Annotated in this window: 19 protein-coding genes; 12 read left to right on the top strand and 7 right to left on the bottom strand. The window is 43.6% G+C overall.

From position 1 onward, the window contains the following. The first annotated feature begins 679 nt into the window (after nucleotides 1-679). From QUB64_RS07880 to QUB64_RS07865, 4 genes are all read left to right on the top strand, one after another. Nucleotides 680-1273 carry a class II aldolase/adducin family protein gene (locus tag QUB64_RS07880; RefSeq protein WP_333269185.1) on the top strand — a complete coding sequence of 198 codons (594 nt, stop codon included), beginning with the start codon at nucleotides 680-682 and terminating at the stop codon, nucleotides 1271-1273. A gap of 681 nt (nucleotides 1274-1954) precedes the next feature. Then, on the top strand, nucleotides 1955-3163 hold the full coding sequence (locus QUB64_RS07875; protein ID WP_333269184.1) for an RNA-guided endonuclease InsQ/TnpB family protein: 1209 nt from the start codon (nucleotides 1955-1957) through the stop codon (nucleotides 3161-3163). Nucleotides 3164-3227: 64 nt separating this feature from the next. Then, entirely contained in the window at nucleotides 3228-3782 is a 555-nt protein-coding gene (locus QUB64_RS07870; RefSeq protein ID WP_333269183.1) for an Npun_F5560 family protein, read from the top strand. After that, entirely contained in the window at nucleotides 3775-4425 is a 651-nt protein-coding gene (locus QUB64_RS07865) for a hypothetical protein (RefSeq protein ID WP_333269182.1), read from the top strand. The genes QUB64_RS07870 and QUB64_RS07865 overlap by 8 nt, the downstream gene beginning before the upstream one ends. A 217-nt stretch (nucleotides 4426-4642) precedes the next feature. Here QUB64_RS07865 and QUB64_RS07860 read toward each other — a convergent pair whose 3' ends face one another. Then, a complete protein-coding gene (locus tag QUB64_RS07860) occupies nucleotides 4643-4987 on the bottom strand; it encodes an STAS domain-containing protein (RefSeq protein ID WP_333269181.1) in 345 nt (114 codons plus the stop codon). Nucleotides 4988-5339: 352 nt separating this feature from the next. Between QUB64_RS07860 and QUB64_RS07855 the strand changes: the two genes are divergently transcribed. The 3 genes from QUB64_RS07855 (at nucleotide 5340) to QUB64_RS07845 (ending at nucleotide 7852) form a co-directional block, all read left to right on the top strand. Beyond that, nucleotides 5340-5963, top strand: a complete 624-nt coding sequence (locus QUB64_RS07855) for a DedA family protein (protein WP_333269180.1) — start codon at nucleotides 5340-5342, stop codon at nucleotides 5961-5963. A gap of 476 nt (nucleotides 5964-6439) precedes the next feature. Further along, complete coding sequence (locus tag QUB64_RS07850; RefSeq protein ID WP_333269179.1) at nucleotides 6440-7174, top strand: hypothetical protein; 735 nt, start codon at nucleotides 6440-6442, stop codon at nucleotides 7172-7174. A 63-nt stretch (nucleotides 7175-7237) separates the two neighbouring features. Beyond that, complete coding sequence (locus tag QUB64_RS07845) at nucleotides 7238-7852, top strand: Uma2 family endonuclease (RefSeq protein WP_333269178.1); 615 nt, start codon at nucleotides 7238-7240, stop codon at nucleotides 7850-7852. 68 nt (nucleotides 7853-7920) lie between these two features. Here QUB64_RS07845 and QUB64_RS07840 read toward each other — a convergent pair whose 3' ends face one another. From QUB64_RS07840 to QUB64_RS07830, 3 genes are all read right to left on the bottom strand, one after another. Then, nucleotides 7921-8835, bottom strand: a complete 915-nt coding sequence (locus QUB64_RS07840) for a type IV pilin-like G/H family protein (protein ID WP_333269177.1) — start codon at nucleotides 8833-8835, stop codon at nucleotides 7921-7923. A 50-nt stretch (nucleotides 8836-8885) separates the two neighbouring features. Then, a complete protein-coding gene (locus tag QUB64_RS07835) occupies nucleotides 8886-9965 on the bottom strand; it encodes a hypothetical protein (RefSeq protein ID WP_333269176.1) in 1080 nt (359 codons plus the stop codon). Nucleotides 9966-10218: 253 nt separating this feature from the next. Then, complete coding sequence (locus tag QUB64_RS07830) at nucleotides 10219-10632, bottom strand: hypothetical protein (protein ID WP_333269175.1); 414 nt, start codon at nucleotides 10630-10632, stop codon at nucleotides 10219-10221. A 383-nt stretch (nucleotides 10633-11015) separates the two neighbouring features. On the opposite strand from QUB64_RS07830, the gene QUB64_RS07825 reads away from it, so the two are divergent. Continuing rightward, entirely contained in the window at nucleotides 11016-11795 is a 780-nt protein-coding gene (locus QUB64_RS07825; RefSeq protein WP_333269174.1) for a pentapeptide repeat-containing protein, read from the top strand. Between the two features lie 32 nt (nucleotides 11796-11827). On the opposite strand, the gene QUB64_RS07820 is transcribed toward QUB64_RS07825, so the two are convergent. The 3 genes from QUB64_RS07820 to QUB64_RS07810 all read right to left on the bottom strand — a co-directional run bounded on the left by QUB64_RS07820 (nucleotide 11828) and on the right by QUB64_RS07810 (nucleotide 14916). Beyond that, complete coding sequence (locus QUB64_RS07820) at nucleotides 11828-12724, bottom strand: type IV pilin-like G/H family protein (protein WP_333269173.1); 897 nt, start codon at nucleotides 12722-12724, stop codon at nucleotides 11828-11830. 204 nt (nucleotides 12725-12928) lie between these two features. Further along, nucleotides 12929-13516 (bottom strand): Uma2 family endonuclease, encoded by a 588-nt coding sequence (locus tag QUB64_RS07815; protein ID WP_333269172.1) that lies wholly within the window; start codon nucleotides 13514-13516, stop codon nucleotides 12929-12931. Between the two features lie 197 nt (nucleotides 13517-13713). Next, nucleotides 13714-14916 carry an argininosuccinate synthase gene (locus QUB64_RS07810; protein WP_333269171.1) on the bottom strand — a complete coding sequence of 401 codons (1203 nt, stop codon included), beginning with the start codon at nucleotides 14914-14916 and terminating at the stop codon, nucleotides 13714-13716. Nucleotides 14917-15256: 340 nt separating this feature from the next. Between QUB64_RS07810 and QUB64_RS07805 the strand changes: the two genes are divergently transcribed. From QUB64_RS07805 to QUB64_RS07790, 4 genes are all read left to right on the top strand, one after another. Continuing rightward, complete coding sequence (locus QUB64_RS07805) at nucleotides 15257-16195, top strand: glycosyltransferase family 2 protein (RefSeq protein WP_333269170.1); 939 nt, start codon at nucleotides 15257-15259, stop codon at nucleotides 16193-16195. An 88-nt stretch (nucleotides 16196-16283) separates the two neighbouring features. Next, complete coding sequence (locus QUB64_RS07800; RefSeq protein ID WP_333269169.1) at nucleotides 16284-16433, top strand: hypothetical protein; 150 nt, start codon at nucleotides 16284-16286, stop codon at nucleotides 16431-16433. 554 nt (nucleotides 16434-16987) lie between these two features. Continuing rightward, nucleotides 16988-17110, top strand: a complete 123-nt coding sequence (locus QUB64_RS07795; RefSeq protein ID WP_333269168.1) for a hypothetical protein — start codon at nucleotides 16988-16990, stop codon at nucleotides 17108-17110. Between the two features lie 144 nt (nucleotides 17111-17254). Beyond that, a complete protein-coding gene (locus tag QUB64_RS07790; protein ID WP_333269167.1) occupies nucleotides 17255-20431 on the top strand; it encodes a PAS domain-containing protein in 3177 nt (1058 codons plus the stop codon). Nucleotides 20432-20572 lie beyond the last annotated feature (141 nt).

Genomic DNA, 20572 nt, shown 5'->3' with positions numbered 1-20572 from the left:
AAGGGAAAAAATAATAGCAAGGGTTTCAGCTAGTTTTGGCGATTTGACAGTCTTAAGCGAAGCTCATTGAGTTGTATAACAAAAAGGAAAAGCAATAATAGCAAGGGTTTCAGTAATTAACAACTCCAGATCGGCTGGCATTTGTGTTGATATCAACTGGCATTTGTGTTGATTTGGTAAATTTATTTTATTTGGTGTTGCGCTCGCTGAAATATCAGTACGATCGGAAATAAGTAAATGTACGGTTGATTTTACCTAAGTTCCCGGATCGAGGGTTACTCGATCGTTACATATGTCTTAAGGGGGTCAGCAACCTCAGTATAAATGCTGTACTCTCGCTCAATAACTTGTTGAGGGACGCTAGATAGTTTCACAGAAGAAACTCGCTCTAGCAAAAGCCAAGAATCAAACTCCCAGCCAGAAAGCGTGCGTTTTCATATTCAACTTTTGTAATCACCTGTTGAGGCTAGACTTATGATGTTTGGAATAATTTGTTCTTCTTGCGTATTTTACTTTTTGTTAATGTCGATCGCGAATTACGGCGACACCGGAATGTAGACTATTGAAGGCACTCACGCACTCTCGACATTCGGCAACAGGCAAAAAAAGCAGTTGCACAACTTCGGTGAAGTCTCAGGATAAGACCTGTGTGCCTTGTAGGCGATCGGCATAAAAATAGATGGATGAAGGAGTCGTTAAGTACCGCTGCGAATGGCAAGAGGCAGACTCTGTAGCTGCCGAGGACATAGCAGATTTGATGGACTGGCGCGATCGACTCCACTCTTGGGGACTAATAGGCGTCTACGAAAATAATATTGGTTTTGGTAACATCAGCGTCAGAATAGGCAATTCTTGCCAGTTCGTGATTTCAGGCACCCAGACGGCACACTTGCCAAATCTGGGGCCTGAATTTTACTGTACTGTTACCGAATTTAACTTAGAACAAAATTTCCTCGGCTGTCGGGGCCCCGTAGCAGCTTCGTCGGAGTCCCTGACTCACGCGGCTCTGTACCTTCACAGAGATGATGTGAACGGGATAATTCACGTTCACAATCCTCAACTATGGCAGCAACTGCTGTTTAAGATTCCTACTACTAGAAAAGAGATACCCTACGGCACTCCTCAGATGGCCTTAGAAATGTTTAGACTTTTTGAGGAGGAGAATTTAGCCGATCGCAAAATTTTGGCAATGGCCGGCCACGAGGACGGAATTATCTGTTTTGGCAGCACTTTGGACGAAGCCGGCAAAGTGCTCTCGGCGGCGATCGGGTGAAATGTAATATCTGGCACTATCCTCAGAAAAAGCTCATCACGATATGTATAGCAGTTGACAGTTGACAATTGACAGTTGACAGTTAGATATGGGAATCAAACCGTTTAGGGTAGAGGGGTTTCGGGTTCTATTCATGAGGTTATCTATGTCTTAAAAGCCAAGAAGGTTGCTATAGCTAGAAACCGGGTTTCTACGAGTTTTGCGAACAGGGACGAGAAATCTACGCAGAAACCCGGTTTCTACGAGTTTTGCGAACAGTGACGAGAAATCTACGCAGAAACCCGGTTTCTGAGGTAAGCGAGTCCGCACAGATGAAATTGTGCATCGAAACTGGGTTTTTTAACCTAATATTTGGCTCAAACGCTTATAAAATCAGCAATCTCAAATCTCAAATCTCAAATCTCAAATTGACTGGCTTTGATGCCTGATGTGAGTTAAACTGGGCTGGGCAGTTGGCCCGAAGGTCGATCGATCTAGGCGGCGTGGGGTTCAAAACTTTTAACTGATTCGGCGGGAATTCCCCATCCTCGCGCAACGGAGAAACAGCAAAGCGATTTTCGGAGTGGAGCTGGTTGGGGATGAAAGCCAGGGAGATGTAGCCTAGATCGGAGTCTCCACAAGATCGCGCCAGAAACCGAAAATATATTTACCACATTCGGTGATTCGTGTGAAAATTAGAGCATGATCAAAGCAGTCAAAGTACGAATTTATCCCAACGATGAGCAGAAACAAGCGCTGTCCAAGGCGTTTGGCTGTGCTCGTTGGTTTTGGAATAACTCGTTAGCTGAGACTAATCGACTTTACAAAGAGACTGGAAAAGGTCTATCCCGGCAAGGGATGAATGACCGACTCCCAGGGCTGAAAAAAGAGTTGCCGTGGTTAGTTGAAACCTATAGCCAAGTGTTGCAGTCAGTTTCGCTGAACCTGTCCCGTGCATTTATCAACTTTTTTGAAGGACGGGCATCATTCCCTAACTTCAAATCGAAGCATGGTAAGCAATCAATTCAATATCCTCAGAATGTCGAAATTACCGATGAAGGTTTAAAGCTGCCCAAGATGGGGATAGTGAAAGCCAAGATTCATCGTGTGTTTGATGGCAAACTGAAAACCGTTACCATCTCTCAAACTCCATCAGGCAAGTATTTTGCTTCGTTGTTGTTTGATGATGGGCAATCTGAATTAGAGCATAAGAGTCATGGTAAGGCGGTCGGTATTGATCTGGGGTTGACTCACTTTGCGATCGCATCTGATGGTTCAAAGTTCGACAATCCAAGGGTGTTGAAGAAACGGTCTCAGAACCTGAAGCGCAAACAGCAAAAACTGTCTCGCAAGGTTAAAGGCTCCAATACTCGGAAGGGTGCCAAACGAATTGTGGCGCGAGTCCATGAACGTATTGTCAACACCCGTAAAGACTTCCTACATAAGCTCTCCCGCAAACTGGTGAACGAAAACCAAGTCATCGTTGTGGAAAACTTGGCAGTGAAAAACATGGTGAAAAATCACAACTTAGCTAAAGCGATTAGTGATGCTAGTTGGGCTGAATTCACCAGGATGCTCAAATATAAAGCAGGGATGGATGGAAAAATCTATCAAGAGGTAGAGCGGTTTTTCCCATCATCAAAGACCTGCTCAGTCTGTCTCAATCGAGTTGGCAGTTTGTCTTTGGATGTTCGGTCATGGCAGTGTCAAAACTGCGGGACAAAGCATGACCGCGACGTGAATGCGGCTATCAATATTCGAGATGAAGGACTACGTATTTTAGCGTTAGGAACTAGCGCTACTGCCAGTGGAGGGAAGGTAAGTCCAAAGGCTGGAAGACGCAAATCTTCCGTGTCTAAGGCGCTACCCATTGAAGCTGGAAGCCCCACCCTCAGCGACCTAAGTGCGTAAGCACTCCAGGAGTAAGGTGGGGTAGTTCACAGAAACAAACTATATCGTCTCACTGAGAGTCATTATGAATCAAACTAAACTTGTAAGCTCAAAAGAACTGCAATCAGAGGTATCTCGTCTCACCGAAGAGCTGCAAATGCGCGACCAGTTGGTGCAGCAGTTGTCTCAAGAACTTTTCAGACTGGTCAAAGGAAATTCCAGTTTTGTGCCGGCGCCGGAAGTTTCCGATCGCCACCAAGCTCAAATGCAGGCGATGCGAGAACAACTGCAAGCCGTGGAAGAGCAAGTTGGTTTTTATCAAGAACAAATCGCCGAGCGCGATGCTGAGGTTTATCAACTGCGACAGTCGGTGCAAGAATTGACCGATCGCTCTCGGATGCTCGAACAAGTGGTTCAGGAATTGCCGGGAGTTTACCGCCAGAAGTTTGCCGAGCGGATCGAGCCGATTAAGGAAAAGTTGGATCAACTGCAAAAGGAAAACCGCCAGTTGCACACTGAGTTACAGAGCGTGACTTACCGTCTGGCGGTACGCAACCGCAAGGCTAAGGGTCTGGATCTGCCCAGCGTCGATCCGGAGGACGATCGCGGTATTCAAATGCCGAGCTTTGGCAATGTCTAAGGTTTTGATTGTGACGGGCGACGATCGAGGCCCGGCCGATCGCCTCAAGGCTGCGATCGCTCAATCCGATCCTTTAACTGATGTCCAGATATGTGCGGTTTCTGAACTCTATTCTGGTGCGATCGCTCTTTCGGGGGCGATCGTTTGTCCTTTGACGCTGGATGTCCCCTCGGATCTGGTTTTTCCGGGTCAAGATGTGTTTCGATTTGGCGCTAATGTTTCGGCGGCGCGCGATCGAGTGGCCGAGGAACTACAAGTACCCGTCGGCGATGGCAATTTTTGGCTGCCGGTGGTGTTGACGGCAAAGGGGCCGCTGTATGCTGAGGCGATCGCTGCGGAATCTGACAAGTTGTCTGGCGAGTTGAGTTACTCTCAACCGCTGCATTTGTCGGATGTTTGGCGGCAGCAGTTGTACGAGTTGGCTTTCCGCTTGCTGGATCTTGTAAATGCGCCGCCGGCGACTTATTTGATGCAGTTCGGGTTCGTTGGGGAAAAGATTTTTTTCGATCGACTTTGGCCTTTTCCGGCTGCACCTGCGATCGCTTCTGTCGGCGTTCAAGTGCCTGATTTATTTGTCTGTCATTGGTATTGCTTGACAAATAAGCCGATTTATGATATACAAATTACTTCTTTATGTTCGTAGTGAGGACTTTAGTCCTTTCTTAATGAATAGACTTGAATTGCAAAAATCGGAAAACGCCCTGAAATGCATCTGCGTTTATCGTCGGTTGCATCTGTCTGATATCTGCGGTTGAAGGATCGCGATCGAAGACTTATGCAATCTTGTCTAATAAATCAGGACTAAAGTCCTTACTACGAACCTAGTTATGGGCAATTAACCGGAGATAGTATAATTTTAATCAAGCAACTAGAGCGGGAGTTTGTGTTGAAATAATTTGCTCGAAACTGTCGAAAATTTCAAAAAGTTGGTCGAGTTGAGTAATTTCAAAAATGAGCCTGACTGTGGATGAGAGGTTGCAGATGACGAGGCGACATCCCCGGTGGCGGGCGGCGTTGAGTCCGCCGACTAGGGCGCACAAGCCCGAACTGTCGATAAAATCTACATGGGCCATGTCTATTACCCAGAGTTTGTGGCGATCGGGCAAAATCTCGGCTAACTGTTTCTGGAGGAGGTGGCCTGCTTGGGAGTCGAGGCAGTTGTGAGGTTGCAGGATGATGTGTTCGTTGAAGTTGGAAAATTCCATAGCAGTTATCCTACGATTGTAAAGTATGAATAAGTGAATTCACTTGCTAAATCTTTCAACAGCATCAGCGGATTTTAGCTAAGGTTTGTAGGATGTGCCCTCTGGACTGCTGTGAAAGCACAGGCGATCGCCCTGGTGATAAATTTAGTAGGATGGCTCCCTAGCGATGGGCGGAAGGCAACCGCAACTATTCTCGATTTATCTATAATGCCTGGAAGGCTATTTTTTTGTTTGGCTGGCGATCGCAAGTGTAGTGTGTTTTTCATCACAGCGAAAGATTGCACTATTGGCGGAATCGAGCCAATATATAAAAGTATTGAGCTTTGCAAAAGTTTACGAAGGCAATATCGAAATGTCTTTTGAGTTTTTATCGTTAGAGACTATTCAGCAGTTTGCTCACGATTACGGCTACTGGGCTGTATTTTTGGGGATTTTGCTAGAAAATCTGGGAGTCCCTCTTCCAGGCGAGACAATTACGATTGCTGGCGGGTTTTTGGCTGGTAGCGGGGAACTGAATTACTGGTATGTGCTCGGAAGCGCGATCGCCGGTGCGACTGTGGGCGGAAATTTCGGTTATGCGATCGGTAGATACGGCGGCTGGCCCCTACTCCTGAAGCTGGGACAATTTTTCCGCTTTCGGGAAGAACAACTGTTTGACTTAAAAGAACAGTTCAGCAAAAATGCAGCTAAAGCCGTATTTTTGGGCCGTTTCATCGCACTGCTGCGAATATTTGCCAGCCCTCTCGCAGGTATTGCAGAAATGCCCTTTTTGCAATTTTCATTCTTCAATATTTTGGGTGCCGCAAGCTGGGCATCAGTAATGGTAAGTTTGTCATACTTCCTAGGACAAGTTGTGTCTTTAGAGAAGTTGGTAGCTTGGGCTGCTCAATTTGCAGTAGTTGCTTTGCTATTAACAGTTGCTTGGATTGCAATTCCTATTTGGTTGGAGTCGCGCAATTTGGACAAGACTAAGTAGGGACACAACATAGTTGTATCATGAGATCCGATACCACTAAAGTAGGGACACAACAATGTTGTGTCCTTATTTTTAGTATAGTTGTGTGCTGATTTTTGGTATAGTTATGTCCTGATTTTTGGAGCGTGCAAAATAGGGATATAACAATTCAAGACTTACGCATGAAGACCAAAGAAACCGGGTTTTTCACCTAATCTCTGGGTGACAACGAACAATTTTCGCAAAAAACCCGGTTTCTGACCACCCGTGAGACCAAAGAAACCGGGTTTTTCACCTAATCTCTGGGCGACAACGAATAATTTTCGCAAAAAACCCGGTTTCTGACCACCCGTGAGACCAAAGAAACCGGGTTTTTACCTAATCTCTGAGTGACACGAATAATTTTCGCAAAAAACCCGGTTTCTGACCACCCGTGCGTCACTCATACATTAGTTATTCGCAGCAGTTTTTGATGTTTAATTGGCAAGGATTTAAAGATGGGATACACTACAATTTTTGACGGAATATTTCATTTAAACAAACAACTATTGGACAGGGAAACTCTATACTTATTAGAGTTTGCTCGGACTAGACGGATGAAGCGCAATCCTGCTATTTTGCAAAATGTTCCCGATGCGGCGAGAATAGCGGTGGGTTTGCCTTTAGGTGAAGAAGCCTGCTATTTTGTCAATGAAAGCTGGGATGAATATTCCGAAGATTCCATCATAAATTACAACCGCCCGCCGAAAACTCAGCCCGGATTGTGGTGTAAGTGGATTCCCACTTCTGACAGCAGGGGGATTAAGTGGAGCGGCGCGGAAAAGTTTTATGATTATGTGGAATGGTTGCAGTATCTGATTGAAAATTTCATCGAACCTTGGGGTTATGCTTTGAGAGGCGAGGTGAATTGGCAAGGGGAAAGGGAAGAAGATGTGGGTATGATTTGGGTTGAGAATAATGCGATTATTTTACCTGAAGATGCCGAGGAATTGTTGAGATATGCGGTGTCGCCGGTATCTGTACCAAAGGTGGTTTGGGATTGTTTGCAAGCGGTGGAAGCAGCGGGGAAACCTCTGACACGTTGGTATGGGATAATCGATCGCGCTGTGGAGTTGGGACACGGGGAAGCGGCGCTGTGGATCAAGTCTAATATGGATAAGTATTTGGATGGTTGGGAGAGGGGTTTTGAGTTTGAGGGGAAGGTAATTCAAATGACAGATATGATGGAGTAATCGGTTGTTTTGATTGCGGATAATCCGGCTATAATTGTGAGTACGATCGCCAGAGGATGTAGTATGACGGCATCAACAGAAATTCGCGAAGAAGTAATTGAGAGTGAAGCACAGCCTTATTACTCTCCAGAAGAGTATTTAAAGCTGGAAGAGGTAGCAGAATTTAGAAGTGAATACCACGATGGTAAGATAATTCCTATGACAGGCGGAACACCGAATCACAATCAGATTGCCCTTAATTTGGGCGGGGCAATAAATTTTGCTACGAAAGGACAACCCTACCGAGTAAATGTAAACGATTTGCGTTTATGGATACCGTCGAAGCGGATTTATACTTATCCTGATGTGATGGTGGTGGCGGGTAAGTTGGAGTTGGCTGAGGGTAGGAAAGATACGATTACTAATGCGGTGATGGTGGCTGAGGTTTTATCGAAATCGACAGCAAGTTACGATCGGGGTGAAAAATTTAAACTTTTGCGATCGATTCCTAGTTTGAGGGAGTATGTTTTGATCGATCAGTACGAGATGCACGTTGAACAGTTTTGTAAGACGGATGATAATAAGTGGGTTTTGTCTGAATATGATGGTGCTGATGCGGTTCTGGTGTTGAGTTCGGTGCCGTTTGAGGTGTCTTTGGGCGAAATGTACGATCGTGTGGATTTTGAGTCTGAGGAGTGAGAAATGGGGAATGGACTTTTGCCGGCACTCAGTTAATTTCGGATATGCTATTAGTCTAGTCCAGATTTTTAGTGTACAACCGGCGAATAACCAAGAGGACATTGTAGGTTGCTTGTAGGGCTGGTAACTGCTGGTGTTCCTGGAAGCTCTTTTGATGGTTGATTGCTTTCACAAAATAGAGAGGATGTAGATTCACTGTCAGTGCTTTTAACTAAATAAACTATGCCCGTATAGTTTTTTAATCCATCTTTCTTAGATAAACCAATTGCTTGAACTAAACGCTTATCGTTGCTCAAAACAATGCTATATGAGTAATTTTCTGTCTCTGATTTTATACCTAGTCCCAATTCTTGCAAGCTAGACGTAAAACGGGCGTTTTCAATGTAAAAAGCTTGTTGTCCTTTATTCAAAGAAGCAACATACTGTTTGGCTTCCGACTGTCTACCCAATTTTTCTCGCCTTTCTAAATCAACAATCACCTCGTGAGGCAGTGCCGTTTGCTCAGATATTTTCTGAAAAATCCTTGCATTGTTACTAAAAGAAGTAGGTCTAGATTCTTTAACATTAATATTATCTAATTCTAAGCGCAACTGACCATCAGCCGTGAAATCAAAAATTGTCCTTCCCGTAACTTTACCTCCTACTAATATATCCAGATATTTGGGTTGAGGATTTAGGTCAGTCTGATACTCCCCTTCTAGAGCTAAACTATAGTTCTGCAAAATAATAAATAACTTCCCTTCAGGCGTAAAAATTAATGTTAAAGAGTTGCCTGAACTTTGTGTTTGCCATTGACCTATTATTTTTTTGTAAACATAATTTTTAGGAGTAGCATTAGTAACAGAAGTTGAAGTTGAAGAAGTTTTATGATTCAGTAAATTCCATAATCCAAAGCCTGCTAGACCTAATAATACCGTCGAGCCAGCACCAATCAATGCCCATTTCCAAGGTACAAAATTGGAATTTTTTTGAGGTAGAGTCATATTTTTTTGTTAGTTGAGTATTTACAGCTATGAAGCTACTTATTAAATAACTATTGAGCAGTCATATTGACAGTATAATTTGTATTGCCTCCTTTTTCTTGAACCACAAGAATATAGTCATCAGCACCTAAGCTTCTTTTAATTGTTCCAGTTGAATTGCTATAGGCCGAAGCGCTGTCCACCTGTTCTCCAGAATCTATAACTCCATTACCATTTGTATCAACATAGAGCCACATTCCAACTTCATTAGTTACTCGGTCTAAGGAAATGTTGACATTACTGGTACTCTTTAAGGTGAATTGGTAATATTTTTTGCGATTTTGGCGATTTAAAGAACTCGTCTCACTAAAAGTTTTACGAGCTGGCAATTCTCCAACCTTAACTGCATCATTTGTGTTGTTAATAATCTGAAAATTGTAGTTAGTATTGCCACCTTTAAAGAGAACGGTAGCAATATAGCTATCTGCTCCTAACATTTTACTAATTGTTCCGGTTGAATTGCTATAAGCCGAAGCACTATCTATCTGTTCTCCAGGATCTATGACTTTATTACCATTTGTGTCAACATAGAGCAACATTCCAACATCGTTAGTTATGTTATCCAAGTAAAGACTGACATTGCTTGGCTTATCTATACTAAAGTAGTAGTATTTTTGATTGTCTTTTGAAGTAAGCCGATCTTGAAAAGTACGGCGTTCTTTTAAAAGACCAATATTAGGGTCGCCGGATTTTTGTGGTTCTTCCACAGGTTTTTGATTAGTCTCAGGTGTTTTCGCTGGAGTTGGCGATGGTGAGACTGGCGCTGGAGTTTGTGGTGCTGGAGAAGAAGTGGATGTCGGTGACGATGAAGGAGTAGGATCTGGTTTAGGAGACTCAGGTGGAGGGGGAGATTTAGGGCTGGGCAGTGGGGTTGGATTGTCTGGTATATTTGAACATTTCAAAATACCAAATTTACAGAGAACATTATCTCCAACAAGCCAGGTTCCTATATTCGCTATATTGGCGGCCGCAACTAAACCGCCTGCAAGACCTCCCAAAACTATAGCAATCCCTATTCTTCTTGTTGGTCTGCTAGGGCCACCACTACCGCCACTACTGCTGCCACTGCTACCGCTACCACCTGATGACATTAATATTTCCTCTTATGCTAATAATTTTTATTCAGTCACATTGCTTTCTTAGTCCTGGACGCATTAAAGACAAAGAAACCGGGTTTTTCACGTAATCTGCGGGCTGCGACTAAAATTTTTCGCAAAAAACCTGATGGTTGAGCGCAGTCGAAACCCGGTTTCTGACCTCCCCTGCGTCCAAGACTATTTCTAATAACTAACCTAATGTTGTTGAGACATTAAGCTAGTATGGTTACTTGTTGGCGAGTTTTACCTAATCATCTTTTATATTGAGATCCTTAACGAAAAAGCTATCCAATATATTATTGCCAAAAACCACTCCTGTGAGCGCCCAACTTCCATCGGTATAGCGCGAGAATGTAGCTTCTCCAGGACCAGAAAAGTTTTTCTCCGTTATTGTCCCAAGAAAGTCTGTTTTAACTATTAAATTGGAAGCCTGTAATGTAGCTACAGCAGTATTATCTGGATTTGCGCGGACTCCTAATATCTGAATAGTTCCACTTCGGGAAGATTTCCACTTATTAACTATTTTTTCTGCTTTACTTGCAGATAGGGATTTATCTTGTTTAATTAAATCACAGCCCGTAGTTAAAGTAGACAATACTCCTACAGTACCCAAGTAAGATAAGGCAATTAAACTGAATGTTACGAACTTTTTGTTTAACATGAAACTTCCTATTAGTAAATTAATAGTCAGCAAAAATTAACCTAGACTAAGGTCTGGCACAAGACTTAAGGGTCAACACTGTTTGTATTGATTACATTCCAGTTTAGCAAATCCACATCTGTCTTAAAAAATAAAAAAGTAATAAAAAAGTAACATAAAAGTAATAATTAAGGGTAGACACCAAGTGGTTAGACTATTTAGGACTTAGGCAGAAACCGGGTTTCGACTGCGCTCAACCATCAGGTTTTTTACGAAAATATTGCATCATAGCCGTGAATATCGGTGAAAAACCCGGTTTCTTGGGTATTGATGCGTCTAGGACTGACTATTGCGGTAAAATGTAGTATTGAGGATCAATTATAGATGTGAGAGGACTGTGACACATGACCGTTGACGAAGCTTTAACGATCGCAGAAGCCGCCCTCAACTACCAAAACCTCAACAAGATTCAAGAGATAGTGTTTCGTCAATCCTGGGAAGGACGGTCTTATAAAGAAATTGCAGCCAGCACTGAATATGAATATGATTATATCAAAGATGCTGGTGCTAAATTATGGAAATTACTTTCAAAAGCACTAGAAGAAAAAGTCAAGAAAGATAATCTTAAATCTGTTTTGAAGCGATACTTACGGCGAAATCAAGTGAACGTACAGCGAAATCTGACGATCGAAGTTAACCTCAGCGGCGCAAATCTCAGCGGTGCAAACCTCAGCGGTGCTAGATTATTCGCAAATTTAAATGAAGCTGATTATGTTCAAACAGATTTAGATAAAACTATAACCGCTGACACTGAAACTGAATTATCTGACTCTGAAAGCACAATTGACTGGAATGGTTTTTGCTTTCACTGCGACGCACAAGTGAAAATTGCCGAAACGCTCGATCGCACTTCCACACTCTTCATCCCCAACTCCCAACTCCGACTCGCAACACCGGAAGGTAGACGGAATCTAGAAGCTGACTTTCTGATTTTCCACCAAAACAAGTTAGGAATCCTGAAAATTGACAGCGAATCATCCCATCAAAACGCAACAGAAGATGAAATGTGCGGACTTTCGGTAGATTCCGGCATCTGTCTTGTCAAACATTACGACGCTACCCGATGCAGCGAACAACCCGATCTAGTTGTACATGAGTTTTTGGAAATACTGAGTCAGGAATAGGTATCAAAGCGCGATCGCCCTTTAGCCTGCACTCAGTTAATTTGAGAATAACCAAGAGGACATTGTAGATTGCTCGTAGAGTTGCTAAATACTGGTGTTCCTGGAAGCTCTTTTGAGGGTTGATTGCTTTCACAAAATAGAGAAGATGTAGACTTACCGTTAGTGCTGTCAACCAAAAAAACTATACCTGTATAGCCTTTTAATCCATCTCTCTTCGCTAAACCAATTGATTGCACAAAACGCCGATCGTTGCTCAAAACAATACTATATGAATAACCGGCCGTCTCTGATTTTATACCTAATCCCAATTCTTGCAAAATAGACGTAAAACGTGCATTTTCAGCATAAAAAGCTTGTTGTCCTCTATTCATAGACGAGACATATTGCTTTACTTCTGATTGTCTAGCCTGGCTTGGTTCTTTAAAATTAATTACTTTCACATTCTCAGGCAATGTCGTTTGTTCAGATACTTTCCGAAAAAGCCTTGCATTAGAATCAAAAGAAGTAGGTCTAGATGCTCGAATATTATTTAAGATTAAACGCAACTTACCATCAGCCGTAAACTCAAAAATTGTCCTGCCCGTAACTTGACCTCCTGTTAATATATCCAAAGTTTTGGGTAGATGATTTACATCAGTCTGATATTCCATTTGTTTAGCAACAGTAGGCGTATTCCAAACAAATAACGTCCCTCGATCTGTAAAAATTAATGTTACAGAATCACCGGGAGTTTGTGTTTGCCATTGACCTATTAATTGTTTGGCGACAGACTGATTACCAGTAGCCACAAAAGTTGAATTTGAAGAAGTTTCAGGATTTCGCGCTCTCCAGAATGCAAAGCAAGCTATGGCTAATACTACTATCCATCCTGGACTAATAAAAACTCTTTTCAAAGGTGAAAGCTCAGGTCTTTTTTGAGGGGGAGTCATAGTAATTTACCATTTTTACAAAGCTTTGCTAGAAAAAAAGTGTTAGCAGGTCACGATGACAAAGGTGCGTCGCTGGTAGGGGTTGTACACGCGCTCACCCTCGATATGCAAGCTAGGAATTTTTCATGGCGACGCACCCTATGATTACTGTTACATAAATTGGCAAGTATTGGTTTATATACTAGCAGTTTCAATCGCCGAATCTTACTCGATTTCCGAATCACTCGTAGTAAATACTACATCCTCATATATGCTATCAATGCTCGTGCGAAAGTCAACACTAGCTAAGTAAACTTCGCTTCCGGGCGTGTAAGAATGTAAAACCCACAACCCCTCAGCATTGCGGCGAAAACACTCCACCCGCTGCCGCTTTTGACTAATTAACACATACTCCTGAAGCGTTTCTAACTCTTGGTAATCAGCAAACTTATCTCCGCGATCGAATCCTTCTGTTCCTGTTGACAAAACCTCGATAATTAAACAAGGATGTCTTTTAAAAGATTGAAATGCTTTGTCCCGTTCATCGCACGTTACCATCACGTCGGGATAGTAGTAAATATTCCTAGATTCAATCCTAGCTTTCATGTCTGACATATAAACACGACAGCCACTACCGCGAACATGATTTCTCAAGAGTGAAAATAAATTTCCGGCAATTGTTACATGAGCATCACTTGCACCGGCCATTGCGTAGGTTTCGCCCTGAATATACTGATGTTTGAGCTGACTGAGTTCTTCTAATTTCAGGTACTCTTCCGGTGAGATGTAATTTGGGTTTTTATTTGCAATCATTGGCTTTATATTGAGTTTTTATGATTGTAGATTCCGACCACTCCTATTATACCCAACTCACTAGGATTTTTAAATTATTTTATCCATACTTTAATAAATAAGGTGGGTATTGCCCACCTTACTCTTAGTCCGCGCAGGCGGACTTTGTTTGTGGAGCATCGGAATTCTATTCGGTGGGCTGATTTTTAAGCCAATTTCTAACCCCGATTCTTCTCCGACCAAATTCGAGTTGGTAGTCCCCAAACGTAGACAAATCCTTCGGCTGCTTTGTGGTCGAATTCGTCCTCAGCGCCGTAGGTTGCTAAGTCGAAACTGTACAGCGAATTTTCGGATTTGCGGCCGACAATTGTCGCATTTCCTTTGAACAGTTTGAGCCGCACGGTTCCAGTTACTCGCTTTTGCGTGTCTAGAATAAATGCGTCTAAAGCTGTTTTTAAAGGGCTGTACCAAAGACCATTGTAAATCATTTGGCTGTAGGTTTCTTCGATGCCGCGCTTGTATCGCGTGACATCTGCTGTCAAGGTTAAACTTTCTAAGTCTCGGTGGGCGTGCATTAATACTAAAATCGCTGGTGTTTCGTAAATTTCCCGCGATTTAATCCCGACTAGGCGGTTTTCAATCATGTCGATGCGCCCGACTCCGTGATTTCCAACTATTTCGTTGAGTTGGGTAATTAGGGCGACTGGTGCTAATTCTTTGCCGTTCAAACTAACAGGATGTCCAGCCTCGAAACCGATTTCTAGGTATTCGGGTGTGTCGGGAGTTTGTTCGATCGCCTTTGTCATCAAAAATACCTCTTCCGGCGGTTCCGCCCAAGGATCTTCGAGGATACCGGCTTCGATCGCCATTCCTAGCAAATTGCGATCGATACTGTAAGGCGAAGACTTCTTCACCGGCGAGGGAATCCCGCATCTTTCGCCGTAGGCGATGGTTTCCTCGCGGCTCATTTTCCACTCCCGCGCGGGTGCTAAAATTTTAATCTTGGGATTGAGGGCGCCGATCGACACATCGAACCGCACTTGGTCATTTCCCTTACCCGTACAACCGTGGGCGATCGCATCTGCGCCGTATTTTTCCGCAGCTTCTACCAACAATTTAGCAATCAGCGGGCGAGCTAGCGCAGTTGAAAGCGGATACCGATTTTCGTAAAGCGCGTTGGCTTGAATTGCGGGAAACGCATAATCTTTGACAAATTCCTCGGTAGCATCGATCACCAACGATTCCGAAGCACCAGATGCTAAAGCTTTCTTGCGGATTGGTTCCAATTCGTCTCCCTGTCCCAAATCCGCCGCCAGAGTAATTACCTCTTCGACTCCCCACTCCTTCATGAGGTAAGGAATGCAGACGGAGGTATCGACTCCGCCCGAATATGCTAGCACAACTTTTTTAGCGCGACTCATTGCTATTTACATCCTGAATTTAACTTAATACGGTTGGGTTAAGACTGTTTATTGCCCGGAGATCCCCTCGCATACCCCCTACTCCCCCGAATCGTTGCGGGGACTGTCGATCGAGTTCTTGTCCCCCCCTTTTTAAGGGGGGTTAGGGGGGATCTGGCTTCACCCAAGCGTATTGGAATTTAACCGACTTTTCATTATGCACCTAATTGAGCTCGATTCTTGTCAGCAATCGTACAGATTTAGATATTCTTTTTTTGCTGAAGTTTGCTATTTCCCGGCTCGGTTGCTGCGAAAAATCTGCTACCGTGGGATACGGTAACTGTGGCGATGGGGAAAAGGCGTGTTTTTTAGTGTGGTGATTCCGACGTACAATCGTAAACCGATTTTGGCAAAATGTCTACTGGCTTTGGAAAATCAGCAGTTTGATAACATTGTCACAGATTATGAGGTGATTGTAGTCGATGACGGTTCGACGGACGGGACGATCGAGTGGTTGGCCGCAGATGCCGAGTTTTTGCCGCACGTGCGATCGATCTGTCAATCCCACCAAGGCCCCGCCGCCGCCCGGAATTTGGGCGTTGAAAATGCTAAAGGCGAGACAATTATTTTTATTGACAGCGATTTAGTCGTCACTGAGGATTTTTTGCGATCGCACGCAGATGCTTTGCTACAGGGTTACAAAGATACTGATGCGGTTTTCACTTACGGCAGCGTGATTAATACTTGCAATTTCGATAATCCGACTGCGGAACCTTACAAAATAACTGATTTTTCGGCGGCTTATTTTGCTACTGGAAATGTCGCCATCGCCCGTCACTGGCTGCTGGAAGCTGGACTATTTGACAATCGCTTTCAACTTTACGGATGGGAAGATTTAGAATTGGGTGTCAGGTTGAAACAATTAGGTTTAAAATTGATTAAATGTCCGGCTGCTGTCGGCTATCACTGGCATCCACCTTTTAGTTTAGAGCAAATTCCGGGGATGATTGACCGAGAAATTCAGCGCGGGAGAATGGGAGTTTTGTTTTATCAAAAACACCCGAGTTGGGAAGTGCGGCTGATGATTCAAATGACTGTTTTGCACCAAATACTGTGGGGATTTTTATCTTTGGGCGGGATGCTGAACGAGCGCACAATGAAACCTTTTTTGCAGTGGTTGATTGACCGAGGCCAGCCGCAGTTAGCTTTAGAAATTGCTCGGATTTTTCTGAATTGGTATAATGTGAAAGCCGTGTATGCTGCTTGCGGTGAATTGCAGGCTCCTACAAAGATGCCATAGGTCATGCAATTTGAGATTTGAGATTTGAGATTAAAGAATTGGTAATGACTGATGAGTAAGCTGTACTGCATTTAAATTGTATATTTCAATGCTCTATTCCCTACTCGTCAAATCCTCTCCCCCTCACCCCCGATCGCCCGATCGCCCGATCGCCCGATCGGGATCTAACATCATAGACAATCTAGATGCAGTAAAGCTGATCTGCCCGATCGCCTCAACAAAACTTAAGATATTGTAGCAGCTTGTCAGGGCAGATTTGGTTGCCGTTGAGAGTCAGCAGATCTACTTAAAAAGCCAAACTGAGCAACGGGCTAAATACTGGCGAAACCGAGTTCTAAACACTTTTGAAATTTTACATTTAATCAAATTTGCCTGATTTGACGCTGATTTGAGGAAGATCGGCTGTTTTCTCGATCGCCTGCGATAATTTCCTCCGGGATCTTTTTAAATATGCAGACATTTTTGATACACTGAATACAAATATCAGGGGTGCGCTATGTTGGCGAGCGATCGGACAGTGCCACTACCATAGCATAAAAGGGAGGCTGTGGGCCAGATTTATGCTGCCATAGCTAATAAAAGCATCGCATACAGTCGCTCATTGACCAGGCCCAAAAACGGATACAAGCTCCCGCAGGGCCCTCGTCAGCAGCCCAAAATTTTAGACTCCTGTTCAATCTCCCAGATTCATCTCTCGAGTAAATCTAAAATCGTTGGACGGCGCGGCTCGACGCTCGCGCTCGCCGAACGTCTCACGCCGAAGTCTAAAATCTCAAATCGAAAAATGGAAAAATGGAAAATCGAATGACCGCTTTTTCGCTCGAAAAAAAGGATGCGGAGCTGATGGAAACGGATACTGCTCAAATCCGCGGCATAAATCAACATCTACCCAATACTCTAGCTGCTGCAAGCTAATAGTTCTACCTATAAACACTTGTGGGCTTTAATGAATCTTAAATTTTGATTAATAAACAATCTCCTAAGCAGCTAAATCCTCTCATAGGAAGACACAAAAATAAATGAGTTTTATGAAAATTAGCTGCGTATTATCTTAATACTATGATGGTGGTTATTGTGAAGAAAATTGACCAAAAATACGCAAGAAGAAAAACACTGGAATCTGAAAGCGATTGCTTAAAACAAAACATTTTAATAATTGACGACCACCCACAAAACTTACGTTTTTTATCCCAGGTTTTCTCTAGCCGGGGATATAAAGTGCGGCCGACACAGGATGGCAAATTAGCCCTGAAGTTTGCGCGATCGACTCCACCGGATTTGATTTTGCTGGACATCATGATGCCAGAGATGGATGGCTATCAAGTCTGCGAACAGCTAAAAGCTGCTCCTGAAACCAAAGATATTCCTGTGATTTTTATCAGCTCTTTAAATGAAGTATTTGATAAAGTTAAAGCTTTTTCGCTGGGGGCGGTAGACTACATTACTAAACCGTTTCAAATAGAAGAATTGATCGCCCGCGTCGAAAATCAACTGCATCTGAGCCGGCTTTCTCAGCAAATTGTAGCACAAAATGCGCTGCTGGAAGCAGAAATAGAAGAACGCAAGCTGGTCGAAGCAAAACTGCGAGAAAGTCAGCGCTGGCTGTCGGCAGTAATTAAAATGAATCCTAATGTTTTGTACATTTACGATGTTATAGAACAGCGAATTCTTTATCTCAATCGCGAACTTTATACGGATCTTGGCTACTCGCTGGCAGAAATACAGCAAATGCCATCAGCATTTCTTCCTAACTTAATCCACCCTGATGATTTGTCGGCATTCTCAGAACACGCGAGCAGGATTGAGACAGCAAAAGACGGTGAAAGCTTTGAGTTTGAGTACCGAATCCAGCATAAAAACGGTGAAGAGCGCTGGTTTTTTAGCCGGGATACCGTGTTTACCAGAACAGATGATGGCAAACCTTGGAAGATTCTGGGAACGGCTACTGAAATTAGCGATCGCAAACAAGCAGAATTCGATCTGAAAACAGCTTTATCTGCTTTGGAACGGCAAATCAAGCAAAGATTTCTGCTAGAAACAATTAGTCTGGAAATTCGCTACAGCTTAAAGCAGGAGCAAGTTTTTCAAACAGCGGCTGCCCAAATCGGTCGAGTTTTTAATGCCGAATCCTGCTTGATTCATACATACACAGAACACCCAAATCCCCGCATTAATTGTGTGACTCAGTACAAGAAATCTGCATCAGAATCGCTGTGCGATGTAGTAGAAATTCCCGTGCAGGGCAATCCTCATGCTCAGTTGGTATTGTCCCAAGATCGAGCTATAGTTTCTGACGATGTTTTTGCAGAACCGCTGCTAGAAAATGTCAGGGATTTGTGCAGTAAAATAAGTTTGAAGTCGATGATGGCCATCCGCACTTCCTACCAGGGAAAAGCCAACGGAATGATCTGCTTGCACCAGTACGATGGCCCCCGCCACTGGACGCCAGATGAGATCAGATTATTGAAAACTGTGGCGGCACAAATGGGAATTGCGATCGCCCAAGCCAATCTTCTCGAACAAGATAAACAGCAGCGACTTAAACTGCAACAGAGCGAAGCTAGTCTAGCAGCAGCCCAGAAAATTGCCCGTATCGGCAATTGGGAATTTGATAGACTCACAAATAAAATTATTTGGTCTGAAGAAGTATTCCGCATTTTTGGTCTTGACTCAACCGCACCTGAACCGACATATGTGCAAATTGTACAGATGTATCATCCCGACGACAGAGAGTTGTTCCAAGAAACAGTCAGCCTCGCTGTATCACAAGGAACTTCCTACAAAAAAGAGTTCCGAATTTTGCATCCGGGCGGTCAAATCCGATACCTGGAAGCAAGGGGAGCATCTGTTTTTAACGAAACAGGAGAAGTAATCAAACTGTTGGGAACAGTAATGGATATCACCGATCGCAAACAAGCCGAAGCCGCTTTACAAATTAGTGAAGAACGTTTTTACCTGGCATTTGAAGGCAGTGCGACTGGATTGTGGGATTGGAATATTGCCACGGGAGAAGTCTATTTTAATTCGCGGTGGAAAACGATGCTGGGATACGAAGTAGAGGAGATCGAAAATAGTTTCTCATCCTGGGAAAAACTGGTACATCTAGAGGATTTACCATGGGCTACAGCAGCACTAAATGCTCACATGGAAGGCAAAAAATCGACCTACGAAGTGGAATTTCGGATGCTGACAAAATCCGGCGAATGGAAGTGGATTTTGGCTCAAGGGAAGGTGATGGAACGATCTGCTGCGGGAAATCCTTTGCGGATGACGGGCACGCATACCGATATTAGCGATCGCAAAAAAGCCGAAGTAGATTTGCAATTTAGCGAACAGCGAGAACGAGAAAAAGCCCAACAGCTAGCACAAACTCTGGAAGAGTTAAAAAATGCTCAATCCCAGCTCATTCAAGCCGAAAAAATGTCAAGTATCGGGCAAATGGTAGCGGGAGTTGCCCACGAAATTAATAACCCGGTCAGCTTCATTTACGGCAATATTATTCCCGCCGCACAGTACGCTCACGATTTGGTAAAATTGGTCAATCTCTACCAGCAACACTATCCCGAACCAGTTCCCGAAATTGCCGAAGAATTGGCAGAAGTCGAGGTAGATTTTATCGCTGAGGATTTCCCGAGAATCATGGCTTCAATGCAAGGAGGTGCTAACCGAATTAAGCAGATAGTGCTGTCTTTGCGAAACTTTTCGAGACTAGACGAAAAAGAGCGCAAAGTAATCGACATCCATGAAGGGATAGAGAGCACTTTGGTGATTTTGCAGCACCGATTGCAGTCACAGCCACAACGTCGGGAGATTCAAGTTATTAAAAATTATGGCGAACTGCCAAATGTCGAGTGTTATCCGGCGCAATTAAACCAGGTATTTATGAATTTGCTGTCGAATGCGATCGATGCTGTGGAAGAGTCATCAGCAACCTGTAATGACAAAGTTAATCAGATTCGCATTATTACGGAAGTCAGCAGCGAAAATCAAGTGTGCGTGCGGATTGCTGACAGCGGGCCCGGTATCTGTCCCGAGGTTCAGTCAAGGATGTTTGACCCATTTTTTACTACAAAGCCGATCGGCAGTGGTACTGGTTTAGGATTGTCTATTAGTTACCAAATTGTGAAAGACCGCCACGGCGGTAAGTTGTGGTGTCATTCAGAAGTTGACCGGGGAACCGAATTTGCGTTCGAACTACCGATTTCGCAAAAAGTGAAAGTTAAAATAGGTTTGTAGTGAGGACTTTAGTCCTCGGAGGGATGCGGACTCAAGTCCTCACTACGAACCAAAAAGTCAAAACTAAAATAGGTTTGTAGTGAGGACTTTAGTCCTCGGAGGGATGCGGACTCAAGTCCTCACTACGAACCAAAAAGTCAA

This window comes from Microcoleus sp. Aus8_D2 (assembly GCF_036702665.1).
Classification (GTDB): Bacteria; Cyanobacteriota; Cyanobacteriia; order Cyanobacteriales; family Microcoleaceae; genus Microcoleus.
The sequence above is the reverse complement of the archived record's forward strand: the minus strand, read 5'-3'. Positions and strand labels throughout refer to the sequence as shown.

What these genes read in the sequence shown, in the direction of transcription:
- QUB64_RS07810 (WP_333269171.1), bottom strand. Translation starts at nt 14,916, where the DNA reads ATGAGTCGCGCTAAAAAAGTTGTGCTAGCATATTCGGGCGGAGTCGAT.
- QUB64_RS07880 (WP_333269185.1), top strand. Translation starts at nt 680, where the DNA reads ATGGATGAAGGAGTCGTTAAGTACCGCTGCGAATGGCAAGAGGCAGAC.
- QUB64_RS07790 (WP_333269167.1), top strand. Translation starts at nt 17,255, where the DNA reads ATGATGGTGGTTATTGTGAAGAAAATTGACCAAAAATACGCAAGAAGA.
- QUB64_RS07845 (WP_333269178.1), top strand. Translation starts at nt 7,238, where the DNA reads ATGACGGCATCAACAGAAATTCGCGAAGAAGTAATTGAGAGTGAAGCA.
- QUB64_RS07855 (WP_333269180.1), top strand. Translation starts at nt 5,340, where the DNA reads ATGTCTTTTGAGTTTTTATCGTTAGAGACTATTCAGCAGTTTGCTCAC.
- QUB64_RS07840 (WP_333269177.1), bottom strand. Translation starts at nt 8,835, where the DNA reads ATGACTCTACCTCAAAAAAATTCCAATTTTGTACCTTGGAAATGGGCA.
- QUB64_RS07795 (WP_333269168.1), top strand. Translation starts at nt 16,988, where the DNA reads ATGGAAAATCGAATGACCGCTTTTTCGCTCGAAAAAAAGGATGCGGAG.
- QUB64_RS07830 (WP_333269175.1), bottom strand. Translation starts at nt 10,632, where the DNA reads ATGTTAAACAAAAAGTTCGTAACATTCAGTTTAATTGCCTTATCTTAC.
- QUB64_RS07865 (WP_333269182.1), top strand. Translation starts at nt 3,775, where the DNA reads ATGTCTAAGGTTTTGATTGTGACGGGCGACGATCGAGGCCCGGCCGAT.
- QUB64_RS07825 (WP_333269174.1), top strand. Translation starts at nt 11,016, where the DNA reads ATGACCGTTGACGAAGCTTTAACGATCGCAGAAGCCGCCCTCAACTAC.
- QUB64_RS07820 (WP_333269173.1), bottom strand. Translation starts at nt 12,724, where the DNA reads ATGACTCCCCCTCAAAAAAGACCTGAGCTTTCACCTTTGAAAAGAGTT.
- QUB64_RS07815 (WP_333269172.1), bottom strand. Translation starts at nt 13,516, where the DNA reads ATGATTGCAAATAAAAACCCAAATTACATCTCACCGGAAGAGTACCTG.
- QUB64_RS07835 (WP_333269176.1), bottom strand. Translation starts at nt 9,965, where the DNA reads ATGTCATCAGGTGGTAGCGGTAGCAGTGGCAGCAGTAGTGGCGGTAGT.
- QUB64_RS07870 (WP_333269183.1), top strand. Translation starts at nt 3,228, where the DNA reads ATGAATCAAACTAAACTTGTAAGCTCAAAAGAACTGCAATCAGAGGTA.
- QUB64_RS07850 (WP_333269179.1), top strand. Translation starts at nt 6,440, where the DNA reads ATGGGATACACTACAATTTTTGACGGAATATTTCATTTAAACAAACAA.
- QUB64_RS07860 (WP_333269181.1), bottom strand. Translation starts at nt 4,987, where the DNA reads ATGGAATTTTCCAACTTCAACGAACACATCATCCTGCAACCTCACAAC.
- QUB64_RS07875 (WP_333269184.1), top strand. Translation starts at nt 1,955, where the DNA reads ATGATCAAAGCAGTCAAAGTACGAATTTATCCCAACGATGAGCAGAAA.
- QUB64_RS07800 (WP_333269169.1), top strand. Translation starts at nt 16,284, where the DNA reads ATGCTCTATTCCCTACTCGTCAAATCCTCTCCCCCTCACCCCCGATCG.